Genomic DNA, 12,257 nt, shown 5'->3' with positions numbered 1-12,257 from the left:
CCGCCCTAAGCTGGGACGTACGCACCGACCGACGAACGAGGACACCGATGACCCGCGTGATCGCCGGGACCGCCGGCGGGCGCCGCCTGGCAGTGCCGCCAGGCAACGGCACCCGCCCCACCTCCGACCGGGCGCGCGAGGGCCTCTTCTCCACCTGGGAGGCGTTCCTCGGCACCCTCGACGGGGCCCGGGTCGCCGACCTGTACGCGGGTTCCGGGGCGGTCGGCCTGGAGGCGCTCTCCCGGGGCGCCGTCCACGCCCTCCTCGTCGAGGCCGAGCCCCGCGCCGCCCGGACGGTCCGCGAGAACATCGCCTCGCTCGGCCTGCCCGGCGCCGAACTCCGCTCCGGCAAGGCGGAGCAGATCGTCACGGGTCCCGCCCCCGCCGATCCGTACGACCTCGTCTTCCTGGACCCGCCGTACGCCGTCGGAGACGACGAACTCCGCGAGATTCTCCTCACACTGCGCTCGGGGGGCTGGCTGAGCGAGGATGCCCTCGTCACCGTGGAGCGCAGCACCCGAGGCGGAGAGTTCGGCTGGCCGGACGGCTTCGAACCCCTGCGGTCCCGTCGCTACGGCGAGGGAACGTTTTGGTACGGTCGCGCCGCCTCTACGTGCGAAGACGCACGATGACCGGACCGGAGAGCGAGGAAACCACGTTGCGCCGCGCCGTCTGTCCGGGGTCGTTCGACCCCATCACCAACGGACATCTCGACATCATCGCCCGCGCCTCCAAGCTGTACGACGTCGTACACGTCGCGGTGATGATCAACCAGTCGAAGAAGGGCCTCTTCACGGTCGACGAGCGGATCGAGCTGATCCGCGAGGTCACCGCCGACTTCGGCAACGTCGAGGTGGAGTCCTTCCACGGCCTTCTCGTCGACTTCTGCAAGCAGCGCGACATCCCCGCGATCGTCAAGGGCCTGCGCGCGGTCAGCGACTTCGACTACGAGCTGCAGATGGCCCAGATGAACATCGGGCTGACGGGCGTGGAGACGCTGTTCGTCCCCACCAACCCGACCTACAGCTTCCTCTCCAGCTCGCTGGTCAAGGAGGTCGCGGCCTGGGGCGGCGACGTCTCCCACCTGGTCCCCCCGGCGGTCCTCGGGCGGCTGACCGAGCGGCTGACCGCGAAGTGACGCGCGGCCACCGCCGCTGACGCTCCGTCACCTGGTGTCGGACGGGAGCCGACTGCCCTTACAGTCGTCCCGTCCGTCTCCATCCAGCTGTAGAGAGTGGCGAGCACCCGGTGGACGTGCAGAAGAAGCTCGACCAGATCGTCGCGACCGTACAGGGCGCCCGCTCCATGCCCATGTCGGCATCCTGCGTGGTCAACCGGGCCGAGCTGCTCGCCCTGCTCGACGAGGTGCGGGAGGCCCTGCCCGGCTCCCTCGCCCAGGCGCAGGAGCTGATCGGCGGCCGTGAGCAGATGGTCGAGCAGGCCCGCCAGGAGGCGGACCGCATCATCGAGGCCGCCCACGCCGAGCGCGGCTCGATCGTCTCCGACACCCAGGTCGCCCGGCAGTCGCAGGAGGAGGCCGACCGCATCCTCGGTGAGGCCCGCCGCGAGGCCGAGGAGGTCCGCGCCGAGGCCGACGACTACGTCGACTCCAAGCTCGCCAACTTCGAGGTCGTCCTCAACAAGACCATCGGCTCCGTCGACCGGGGCCGCGAGAAGCTCCTCGGCCGCGGCCCGGGCCTCGACCAGGACGGGTACGCCGACCCGGACGCCCCCGAGTACAGCGCCGACCCGCAGACCCTGATCCAGCGGGCCGACGCGTACGTGGACGCCAAGCTCGGCGCGTTCGAGGCGGTGCTCAGCAAGACCCTGGAGGCCGTCGGCCGCGGCCGGCAGAAGCTGAACGGCCGGATCGCCACCGACGACCTCGGCGAGCACATGGCGGCCCAGGACGGCCTCGGGGGCACGGTGCACACCAGCGACGCCGACTACCTGGCCGGTCTCGCCGAACTCGCCGACCCCGAGCCGGCGCCGGTCCAGGCCCCGCAGCAGGCGCAGATCCCGCAGCAGCAGCCCGACCCCTACGGCTACCCGCAGCAGCCCGTGCAGGACCCGGCCTACGGCTACCAGCAGCCCGACCCCTACGCGTACCAGCAGCAGCACGACCCGTACGCCTACCAGGGGCAGTACGGCTACGAGCAGCAGGGCTACGCCCCCCAGGCCCCCCAGCAGCAGCCGGCCGCCCTCGACGAGACCAGCTTCTTCGACACGGGCATGATCGACCTCGACCAGCTCCGCCGGTACGAACAGGGGCACTAGCCCCGATTGGGCCCTGGGCGAAGCGTCCAGTATCCTGGCTCTTCGGTCGCGCGTATGCCCGCGATCCTTGCTGCCCACGTTCGGCAGCCTCTCCACGCCGAGAACGATTCCGAAAGCAGGAAGAGCCCTGAGCACGCGCCTCGACCACCGCAATCCCCTCGTGTTCGACACACACGAGCTGGGACGGCGTCCTGGTGCCCTCCAGCGGATCTCCCGCTCGGTGGAGGCCCCCGGCCTCCTCGGCGTCGAAGGAGTCATCGGAGTGCCCGAGGGCGCTGCGGTGGACATCGATCTCCGTCTTGAGTCGGTCATGGAAGGGGTGCTTGTCACAGGCACCGCCCGTGCATCGGCCGAGGGGGAGTGCGTAAGGTGTCTGGAGCCCGTCGAGCTCGATCTCGACGTGGACTTCCAGGAGATGTTCTCGTACCCCGACTCCGACGACCGGGGCCGCTCCAAGGCGGCCGCGGACGACGAAGCCGAGGACGACGAGGACATGATCCCCCTCGAGGACGGCATGTTCGACCTCGAACCCGTGCTGCGTGATGCGGTGGTGCTCGCACTGCCGATGCAGCCGGTGTGCCGGGAGGACTGTGCGGGTCTGTGTTCCGAATGCGGGACCAACCTGAACGAGAACCCGGACCACCACCATGACGCCGTCGACATTCGTTGGGCGGCACTGCAGGGACTCGCCGGTTCGCTGGGAACCGATGAGAAGGACAACATGAGCGGCAAAGCCTCTGACGGGGACGTCCGAAGCGCCGCCGAGAAGCAGGAGAAGTAGCCGTGGCTGTTCCGAAGCGGAAGATGTCGCGCAGCAACACGCGCCACCGCCGGTCGCAGTGGAAGGCTGCGGTCCCCACCCTGGTTTCGTGTGAGCGTTGCCAGGAGCCGAAGCTGCAGCACATCGCGTGCCCGAGCTGCGGCACCTACAACAAGCGCCAGGTCCTCTCGGTCTGATTGGGCTGGTGAGAGGCGCAATGTCTGAGTCCCGCAAGACGGACGACAAGACGGACCATGCCTCGTCCCACACGCTTCTGGAAGGGCGGCTCGGCTATCGGCTCGAGTCCGCCCTTCTGGTGCGTGCGCTGACGCACCGCTCGTACGCGTACGAGAACGGCGGTCTGCCCACCAACGAGCGGCTGGAGTTCCTCGGGGACTCCGTGCTCGGCCTGGTGGTCACCGACACGCTGTACCGCACCCACCCCGACCTGCCGGAAGGCCAGCTGGCCAAACTCCGGGCCGCGGTGGTCAACTCTCGTGCGCTGGCGGAGGTCGGCCGCGGCCTCGAACTCGGCTCCTTCATCCGGCTCGGCCGGGGCGAAGAGGGCACGGGCGGCCGGGACAAGGCGTCCATCCTCGCCGACACCCTCGAAGCGGTGATCGGTGCGGTCTATCTCGACCAGGGCCTCGAAGCGGCGTCCGAGCTGGTGCACCGGCTCTTCGACCCGCTGATCGAGAAGTCCTCGAACCTCGGTGCCGGCCTGGACTGGAAGACCAGTCTCCAGGAGCTCACCGCGGCCGAGGGCCTGGGCGTGCCCGAGTACCTCGTCTCCGAAGAGGGCCCGGACCACGAGAAGGTCTTCACTGCTGCCGCCCGCGTCGGTGGTGTCTCGTACGGCACCGGCACCGGCCGCAGCAAGAAGGAAGCGGAACAGCAGGCCGCCGAGTCGGCGTGGCGCGAGATTCGCGCCGCGGCGGACGAGCGCGCGGCGGCGGCGAAGGCCGCTGCCGAGGCGGGCACGGGAGAGGTCGCCGACCCCTCTCCTGCCGCGCACCGGGCGTCGGCCTGACGGCCCCGTCCCACCGCTTCCCGAGAACCCCGCCCCAGGGCGGGGTTCTCGTCTTTTCCGGGGTCCGCGCGCCGGTAGGGTTGAGGCGCTGTCGTCGACGTCCGAGGAGTCCCCGTGCCCGAGCTGCCCGAGGTCGAGGTCGTACGCCGCGGTCTGGAGCGCTGGGTCGCCGGGCGGACCGTGACCGAGGTCGACGTGCTCCACCCCCGGGCCGTACGACGCCATCCGGCGGGCGGAGCGGACTTCGCGGCCCGGCTGACGGGGCAGCGGTTCGAGGTGGCGCGGCGCCGCGGCAAGTACCTCTGGCTCCCGCTCGCCGGCACCGGCACCTCCGTCCTCGGACACCTCGGCATGAGCGGACAGCTGCTCGTCCAGCCCGAGGCGGCCGTCGACGAGAAGCACCTGCGGATCCGCATCCGCTTCGACGACGCCACGGGCACCGAGCTCCGCTTCGTCGACCAGCGCACCTTCGGCGGGCTCTCGCTGCACGACCAGACCCCCGACGGGCTGCCCGACGTCATCGGGCACATCGCCCGCGACCCGCTGGACCCGGAGTTCGACGACGACGCCTTCCACCGCGCGCTGCGGCTGCGCCGCACGACGGTCAAGCGGGCGCTCCTGGACCAGTCGCTGATCAGCGGCGTCGGCAACATCTACGCCGACGAGGCCCTCTGGCGGTCCCGGCTGCACTACGACCGGCCGACGGCGACCCTGACCCGGCCACGCTCCACGGAACTCCTCGGCCACGTCCGGGACGTGATGAACGCGGCCCTCGCGGTCGGCGGCACCAGCTTCGACAGCCTGTACGTCAACGTCAACGGCGAGTCCGGCTACTTCGACCGCTCGCTCGACGCCTACGGCCGTGAGGACGAGCCGTGCCGTCGCTGCGGTACGCCGATACGCAGGCGGCCCTGGATGAACCGCTCCAGCTACTTCTGCCCGCGCTGCCAGCGTCCGCCGCGCGCGACCGTCTGACGCTCGGTTCCGGCAGCCGGGCCGGGAATCCGGCGGGCTCAGCCCGTCACGGGCGCCGCGCGCTGCGCGTCGTAGCTCTCCCGGGCCGCCTCGACCTCGGGCATCCGGCCCTCGACCAGGGCGATCAGGCCGATCAGCCGTTCCGCGACGTCGCGGCCGAGCGGGGTGAGCCGGTAGTCGACCCGCGGCGGGTTGGTGGGCTGCGCCTCGCGGTGCACGAGACCGTCGCGCTCCAGCGCGTGCAGGGTCTGCGACAGCATCTTCTCGCTCACGCCGTCGACCCGGCGCCGCAGCTCGTTGAAGCGGAAGGTCCCCTCGTGCAGGGCGCCCAGGGTGAGGCTGCCCCAGCGGCCCGTCACGTGTTCCAGCGTGCCGCGCGAGGGGCAGGCGCGCGCGAACACGTCGTAGGCGAGGTCGTCGGTCATGCGTCCACCGTACTCCCGTGCAGCGCTTACCACCAGAGATGCGCTATCCCTGAGGTTGCGCTTTCCAAAAGTTAGTGCTCTACTTCTGGACACAGCCCGCCGCCCCCATTCGAGGAGCCTCCTGTGACCACCCCCGTCGTCTCCATCGCCTACCACTCCGGCTACGGCCACACCGCCGTCCTCGCCGAGGCCGTCCGCGCCGGTGCCGCGGACACGGGCGCCACCGTCCACCTGATCGACGTCGACGGGATCACCGACGCCCAGTGGGAGCTGCTCGACGGCTCCGACGCGATCGTCTTCGGCTCCCCGACCTACATGGGCACCGCGTCCGGCGCCTTCCACCGGTTCGCCGAGGAGACCTCGAAGCGCTGGTTCGCCGACGCCTGGCTGGACAAGCTCGCCGCCGGCTTCACCAACTCCGGCTCCAAGAGCGGCGACAAGCTGCACACCCTGCAGTTCTTCCAGACCCTCGCCGGCCAGCACGGCATGACCTGGGTGAACCTCGGTCTGAAGCCCGGCTGGAACACCAGCGACGCGTCCGAGAACGACCTCAACCGCCTCGGCTTCTTCGCCGGCGCCGGCGCCCAGACCCACAACGACCTCGGCCCCGAGGGCGTCCACAAGGCCGACGTCGCCACCGCCGAGCACCTCGGCCGCCGCGTCGCCCTGACCGCGCGCACCTTCGTCGCCGGCCGCGCCGCCGTCTGACCGTCCGCACGCGAGAGGGCCCCGTCACCAGGTGGTGACGGGGCCCTCCCGCACTTCTCCCGGAGCGGCCGGGCGGATCAGTAGCCGAAGTCCTGCGTCCACCAGGGGCCGCCGTCGCCGAAGTGGACGCCGACGCCGAGGGCCGTGAAGTCGCAGTTGAGGATGTTGGCGCGGTGACCGTCGCTGTTCATCCACGAGGCCATGACCGCAGCGGCGTCCGCCTGGCCGCGGGCGATGTTCTCGCCGCCCATGCCCGAGATGCCGGCCTTCTCCGCGCGGACCCACGGGGTGGCCCCGTCCGGGTCGGTGTGGTCGAAGAAGCCGCGGGCGGCCATGTCCGCGCTGAAGTCCCCGGCGAGATCCGCCAGGCGGGCGTCCGCGCGGACCGGCGAGCAGCCCACGACGGCCCGCTGGACGTTGACGAGGCGCAGGACCTCCGCCTCGGCGGCGTCCCCGCGGTCGGCGGTGGAGCCCGCCTTGGCCGTCGCCGTGGGCACCGGGGCCTCGGTGGTCCGCGTCGGCTTCGGCTCGGGCGCCTTCGGGGCGGGTGCCTCCGTGGTGGGCGCGGCCGAGGTCCGGGGCGCGGTGGGGCGGGGAGCCGTCGTCCGGGTCGGGGTGGGCTTCGGTGTGGGCTTCGCGGACGGCTTCGCCGAGGGGGAGGCCGTCTTCTTCGCGGCGCCGGCGGCCTTGCCGCTCGCCGGCGTCCCCGTGCCGCTGCCGGACGACTCGCCGGCCGGGGTCTGGGTGGCCCCGCCCTGCGTCGTCAGCTCCGGCGCCTGCCGGGCGGTCTGCACCGGCCGCTCGCCGGAGCCGGCGCTGCCCATCGTGAAGGTCTCCCCGCCGGGCAGCAGGCCCGAGGCGACGGCGACGGCGCCGACGGCGACCGCCGCGGAGGCGCTGAGCAGTCCGGTGCGCACGGGGGAGCCGCGCCGCTTGCGGCGGGCACCCCGGTGCAGGCGGTCCGAACCCGCCGCGTAGTCTTCTGCGGCGGGTGCGGCGCCGGAGCGACGGTGGCGTCCCATCTGCCCTGCCTTCCTGTGCTGGTCGTGCCGGTCCTTCGGCGATCCGGTCCTCGTCGGGCCGGTGCGCGCCGAGTCTGTGTTCGGCGGGGCGCACGCGGCGGGCGGATGCCCGCCGGGCGGTCGTTCCCCGTGGTCCGTGCCGAGCCCGACCACCCTGACCAGGCGTTTGCCGGCCTTTGCTGATCTTTGCTCTCGGCTCCGGTGCGGACCGTTCGTCGAACGGCTCGCGCCCGAACGGGTGAGGCTTGTTCGGTCGGGACTGTACGCCATGAGACGCGGGGGGCGATGTGCTCATCAGGGAATCCACCCGTTAGCGTGCAGCCATGAACGACGACGTGCGGATGACCGCCTGGGTGCGCGGCCGGGTACAGGGAGTGGGCTTCCGCTGGTTCACCAGGGCAAACGCCTTGGAGATCGGCGGCATGGTGGGCTTCGCCCTGAACCTCGACGACGGCCGTGTGCAGGTCGTGGCGGAAGGGCCGCGTGAGAATTGCCACCGTCTCCTGGAGTGGCTGCACTCGTCCGACACACCCGGACGCGTCGACGGTGTCACTGAGATCTGGGACACCCCGCGCGGCGGTTACGAGGGCTTCGCCATCCGCTGACCGTCACGCGCCGCGACCCCCGTCCGGTGACCGAGAGGGGCACCGGACGGACGGGCGGTAACCGTCGCCCGAAGGGGAAACCCCCTGGTGGTTGCCAATGCGCGCCCGCCGTGCGAGGCTGCCGGGTAAGGATGATCGCGACGCCCCGAGGCACCGAGTTGCGAGGCCCCGCCGCCCTCTGAGCGGCCGTGGACTCCTCGGTCGGCCCTTCGAACGGGGCGTGATCGTGTTGACCGTCAAACTTTTTGGTGAGACTCTGGAATCCCCGCGCACCTTAGCTGTTTGGCAGTGGAACCGGCACGACAAGCAGTACTGCCGAGCACCGCGGGTGCGAATCCCTCACGACCCACACCGCTACGGTCGGTCACTCATTGTGGAGGACCATCCATCATGGCAAAGGCGCTTCTCGGTTACGTCGGCGGCTCCGACCCGCGACTCCTCGCCGAGATGCGACGGCTTCAGCAGCGCGTCCAGGACCTCGAATCCGAGCTGGTACGGATTCAGTCCGAGAACGACTCGCTCGCGGCTGCCGCCGCTCAGCACCAGGGAGAGTCGCTGCTCAACAGCATCGACCTCGACGTACCCCAGGCGGAGCCTGCGCTCACCTGACAGCCCAGCCCCTGAGGGCCAGGTGGGAAACACTCCCGCCGGCACAGCCGCACTCGGCGCAGCCGGGCGCGGTACAGCCGGACATGCAAGGGGCGCTTCGGCGTCCCTTCTTTCTTTCACCCGTTGTTTCCCCCTTGTCCCACCCCTTCTCACCCGAGGATCTGCCCTGCACCTTCGCGGGTGAAACGCGGAGGCCCCGGTAGAGTCCCCGGGGTGCACCTCAAGGCCCTGACCCTCCGCGGATTCAAGTCGTTCGCCTCGGCCACCACCCTCCGGTTCGAGCCAGGGATCACGTGCGTCGTGGGTCCCAACGGTTCGGGCAAGTCCAACGTGGTGGACGCGCTGTCCTGGGTCATGGGCGAGCAGGGCGCCAAGTCGCTGCGCGGCGGCAAGATGGAGGACGTCATCTTCGCCGGCACGACCGGGCGCCCGCCGCTCGGCCGCGCCGAGGTCTCCCTGACCATCGACAACTCCGACGGCGCGCTGCCCATCGACTACGCCGAGGTCACCCTCACCCGGATCATGTTCCGGGGCGGCAGCAGCGAGTACCAGATCAACGGCGACACCTGCCGGCTGCTCGACTTCCAGGACCTGCTCTCCGACTCCGGCATCGGGCGCGAGATGCACGTCATCGTCGGCCAGGGGCAGCTCGACTCGGTGCTGCACGCCGACCCGATGGGCCGCCGTGCCTTCATCGAGGAGGCCGCCGGAGTCCTCAAGCACCGCAAGCGCAAGGAGAAGGCGCTGCGGAAGCTGGACGCGATGCAGGCCAACCTCGCGCGCGTGCAGGACCTCACCGACGAACTGCGCCGCCAGCTCAAGCCGCTCGGCCGGCAGGCCGCCGTCGCCCGCCGGGCCGTCGTCATCCAGGCCGACCTGCGCGACGCCCGCCTGCGCCTCCTCGCCGACGACCTCGTCCACCTCCAGCGGGCGCTGACGGCGGAGGTCGCCGACGAGGCCGCGCTCCTCGCGCGCCGGGAGGCGACCGAGGCCGAGCTGCGGGCCGCCCTCGCCCGCGAGGCGGACCTGGAGGCGCAGGCCCGTGCCCTCGTGCCCCGCCTGGAGCGCGCCCAGCAGAGCTGGTACGCCCTCTCACAGCTCGCCGAGCGCGTCCGCGGCACGGTCTCCCTGGCCGACGCGCGCGTGAAGAGCGCGACCGCCGCCCCCGCCGAGGAGCGGCGCGGCCGCGACCCCGAGGACCTGGAGCGGGAGGCCGCCCGGATCCGCGAACAGGAGGCGGAGCTCGAAGCGGCCCTGGAGGCGGCCGAACGCGCCCTGGAGGACACCATCGCCCACCGCGCCGAGCTGGAAGCGGCGCTCGCGGCGGAGGAGCGCCGTCTCAAGGACCTGGCCCGGGCCATCGCCGACCGGCGCGAGGGCCTCGCCCGGCTCCACGGCCAGGTGAACGCGGCCCGCTCGCGCGCCGCCTCCGCCCGGGCCGAGATCGACCGGCTGGCCGCCGCCCGCGACGAGGCGGGGGACCGGGCGGTCGCCGCCCAGGAGGAGTACGAACAGCTCAGGGCCGAGGTGGACGGCCTCGACGCCGAGGACACCGAGCACGCCGCCCGGTACGAGGCGGCGCGCCGCGAACTGGCCGACGCGGAGGCCGACCTGGGCGCCGCGCGCGAGGCCGCCGGAACCGCCGAGCGCCGCCGAGCGGCGACCCGCGCCCGGCACGAGACGCTCGCCCTCGGCCTGCGCCGCAAGGACGGCACGGGCGCCCTTCTCGCCGCCGGCCTCACCGGACTTCTCGGCCCCGCGGCCGAACTCCTCACCGTCGCACCGGGGTACGAGGTCCCCGTCGCCGCCGCCCTCGGCGCCGCGGCCGACGCGGTCGCCGCGACCGGCCCCTCCGCGGCGGCCGAGGCGTTGCGCCTGCTGCGCAAGCAGGACGCGGGCCGCGCCTCCCTGGTGCTGACCGGAGCCCCCGACCCCGCCCCCGCCGGGGACGGCGACGGCCTCCGCCTCGCCGCGGACCTGGTGCGAGGTCCGGCCGAACTCCAGGGCGCCGTGCGTCGGTTGCTGGCCGGGATCGTGGTCGTGGAGGACCTCGACGAGGCGGCCGAGCTGGTCCGGGCGAAGCCCTGGGCCACCGCCGTCACCGCCGAAGGCGACCTGCTGGGCGCCCACTTCGCGCAGGGCGGCTCCGCGGGGGCGCCCAGCATGCTGGAGGTCCAGGCGTCGGTGGCCGAGGCCGCCGCCGAGCTGGAGGAACTGACCGTCCGCTGCGAGGAGCTGGCCGCCGCACAGCGCGAGGCAGACGAGCGGCGCCGGACCGCCGGTGCGCTGGCGGAGGAGCTCGACGGCCGCCGCCGCGCCGCCGAGCGCGAGAAGTCGGCCGTCGCGCAGCAGCTCGGCCGGCTCGCCGGCCAGGCCAGGGGAGCGGCGGGGGAGGCCGAGCGGACCGCGGCCGCGGCCGCCCGTGCCCAGGAGGCCCTGGAGAAGGCCACCGCCGACGCGGAGGAGCTGGCCGAACGGCTGCTCGTCGCCGAGGAGGCCACCGCCTTCGCGGACGGCGAGGACGAGCCCGACACCTCCGTCCGCGACCGGCTCGCCATCGACGGCTCCAACGCGCGCCAGACGGAGATGGAGGCCCGGCTCCAGGTCCGTACCCACGAGGAACGGGTCAAGGGCCTGGCCGGACGGGCCGACTCGCTGGACCGGGCCGCCCGCGCCGAACGCGAGGCACGCGCGCGTGCCGAGCAGCGCCGGGCGCGGCTGCGCCACGAGGAGCGGGTCGCGGGCGCGGTCGCGGCGGGCGCCCGCGCGCTCCTGGCCCACGTCGAGGTCTCGCTCGGGCGCGCCGAGACGGAGCGGGTGGCGGCCCAGGCCGCCCGGGCCGACCGCGAGGAGGGGCTGACGGCCGCCAGGTCGCGGGCGCGTGACCTCAAGGCCGAGCTCGACAAGCTGACCGACTCGGTGCACCGGGGCGAGGTGCTCGGCGCCGAGAAGCGCCTGCGGATCGAGCAGCTGGAGGCGAAGGCGCTGGAGGAGTTCGGGGTGGAGGCGGCCGACCTGGTCGCCGAGTACGGCCCCGACCAGCCGGTCCCGCCGTCGCCGGCCGTGGAGGGGAGCGAGGGGGCGGAGGGCGCCGGGGACGCGGCCGAGGCGCGGCCGTTCGTCCGTTCGGAGCAGGAGAAGCGGCTCAGGGCCGCCGAGCGGGCCCACCACCAGCTCGGCAAGGTCAATCCGCTGGCCCTGGAGGAGTTCGCGGCCCTGGAGGAGCGGCACCGCTTCCTCTCGGAGCAGCTGGAGGACCTGAAGAAGACCCGGACCGACCTGCTTCAGGTCGTGAAGGAGGTCGACGTCCGCGTCGAGCAGGTCTTCACGGAGGCGTACCGGGACACCGCCCGCGAGTTCGAGGGCGTCTTCTCACGGCTCTTCCCCGGCGGCGAGGGCCGGCTGATCCTCACCGATCCGGACGACATGCTCACCACCGGCGTGGACGTGGAGGCCCGCCCGCCGGGCAAGAAGGTCAAGCGGCTGTCGCTGCTCTCGGGCGGCGAGCGGTCGCTGACGGCCGTGGCGCTGCTCGTCTCCATCTTCAAGGCGCGGCCCAGCCCGTTCTACGTGATGGACGAGGTGGAGGCCGCGCTGGACGACACCAACCTCCAGCGGCTGATCCGGATCATGCAGGAGCTCCAGGAGTCCTCGCAGCTGATCGTGATCACCCACCAGAAGCGGACGATGGAGGTCGCGGACGCGCTGTACGGCGTCTCCATGCAGGGCGACGGCGTCTCGAAGGTCATCAGCCAACGGCTCCGCTGACTCCTCAAGCGTTCAAGTGTTGAACACGTCTACCCCTCAGAGCCTCTTTAAATCACATGACATTGCCTCTTGACTTCG

Annotated in this window: 13 protein-coding genes; 11 read left to right on the top strand and 2 right to left on the bottom strand. The window is 72.3% G+C overall.

Annotated elements, in window-relative coordinates:
* Positions 1-47 precede the first annotated feature (47 nt).
* The 7 genes from rsmD (at position 48) to mutM (ending at position 5,042) form a co-directional block, all read left to right on the top strand.
* Positions 48-632, top strand: coding sequence for a 16S rRNA (guanine(966)-N(2))-methyltransferase RsmD (rsmD, locus tag ACZ60W_RS14060; protein ID WP_469755574.1), 585 nt, complete (start codon positions 48-50; stop codon positions 630-632).
* A gap of 26 nt (positions 633-658) precedes the next feature.
* Positions 659-1,138, top strand: coding sequence for a pantetheine-phosphate adenylyltransferase (coaD, locus tag ACZ60W_RS14055; protein WP_366308478.1), 480 nt, complete (start codon positions 659-661; stop codon positions 1,136-1,138).
* Positions 1,139-1,248: 110 nt separating this feature from the next.
* Positions 1,249-2,277 (top strand): ATP synthase F0 subunit B, encoded by a 1,029-nt coding sequence (locus tag ACZ60W_RS14050; protein ID WP_469755573.1) that lies wholly within the window; start codon positions 1,249-1,251, stop codon positions 2,275-2,277.
* Between the two features lie 106 nt (positions 2,278-2,383).
* The gene (locus ACZ60W_RS14045; protein ID WP_469755642.1) at positions 2,384-3,058 is read left to right on the top strand and encodes a YceD family protein; all 675 of its coding nucleotides are present in this window, start codon (positions 2,384-2,386) and stop codon (positions 3,056-3,058) included.
* A 2-nt stretch (positions 3,059-3,060) separates the two neighbouring features.
* Positions 3,061-3,234, top strand: a complete 174-nt coding sequence (gene rpmF / locus ACZ60W_RS14040) for a 50S ribosomal protein L32 (RefSeq protein WP_015036448.1) — start codon at positions 3,061-3,063, stop codon at positions 3,232-3,234.
* A 20-nt stretch (positions 3,235-3,254) separates the two neighbouring features.
* A complete protein-coding gene (rnc, locus tag ACZ60W_RS14035; protein WP_469755572.1) occupies positions 3,255-4,067 on the top strand; it encodes a ribonuclease III in 813 nt (270 codons plus the stop codon).
* Positions 4,068-4,181: 114 nt separating this feature from the next.
* Positions 4,182-5,042, top strand: coding sequence for a bifunctional DNA-formamidopyrimidine glycosylase/DNA-(apurinic or apyrimidinic site) lyase (gene mutM, locus ACZ60W_RS14030; protein WP_469755571.1), 861 nt, complete (start codon positions 4,182-4,184; stop codon positions 5,040-5,042).
* A gap of 38 nt (positions 5,043-5,080) precedes the next feature.
* Here the strand turns inward: mutM and ACZ60W_RS14025 are convergent, their stop codons facing one another.
* On the bottom strand, positions 5,081-5,467 hold the full coding sequence (locus ACZ60W_RS14025; RefSeq protein WP_469755570.1) for a winged helix-turn-helix transcriptional regulator: 387 nt from the start codon (positions 5,465-5,467) through the stop codon (positions 5,081-5,083).
* 123 nt (positions 5,468-5,590) lie between these two features.
* Here ACZ60W_RS14025 and ACZ60W_RS14020 point away from each other — a divergent pair, with 123 nt between their 5' ends.
* A complete protein-coding gene (locus ACZ60W_RS14020) occupies positions 5,591-6,175 on the top strand; it encodes a flavodoxin family protein (RefSeq protein WP_469755569.1) in 585 nt (194 codons plus the stop codon).
* A gap of 77 nt (positions 6,176-6,252) precedes the next feature.
* Here the strand turns inward: ACZ60W_RS14020 and ACZ60W_RS14015 are convergent, their stop codons facing one another.
* Entirely contained in the window at positions 6,253-7,197 is a 945-nt protein-coding gene (locus ACZ60W_RS14015) for a CAP domain-containing protein (RefSeq protein WP_469755568.1), read from the bottom strand.
* Between the two features lie 323 nt (positions 7,198-7,520).
* On the opposite strand from ACZ60W_RS14015, the gene ACZ60W_RS14010 reads away from it, so the two are divergent.
* The 3 genes from ACZ60W_RS14010 to smc all read left to right on the top strand — a co-directional run bounded on the left by ACZ60W_RS14010 (position 7,521) and on the right by smc (position 12,179).
* On the top strand, positions 7,521-7,802 hold the full coding sequence (locus ACZ60W_RS14010) for an acylphosphatase (protein ID WP_469755567.1): 282 nt from the start codon (positions 7,521-7,523) through the stop codon (positions 7,800-7,802).
* A 390-nt stretch (positions 7,803-8,192) separates the two neighbouring features.
* Positions 8,193-8,411, top strand: coding sequence for a hypothetical protein (locus ACZ60W_RS14005; RefSeq protein WP_015036455.1), 219 nt, complete (start codon positions 8,193-8,195; stop codon positions 8,409-8,411).
* A gap of 213 nt (positions 8,412-8,624) precedes the next feature.
* Positions 8,625-12,179 carry a chromosome segregation protein SMC gene (gene smc / locus ACZ60W_RS14000; protein WP_469755566.1) on the top strand — a complete coding sequence of 1,185 codons (3,555 nt, stop codon included), beginning with the start codon at positions 8,625-8,627 and terminating at the stop codon, positions 12,177-12,179.
* The last annotated feature ends 78 nt before the right edge of the window (positions 12,180-12,257 follow it).

The organism is Streptomyces sp. NPDC104202, from assembly GCF_055584185.1.
This window is presented reverse-complemented; position numbering and strand designations above follow the sequence as displayed.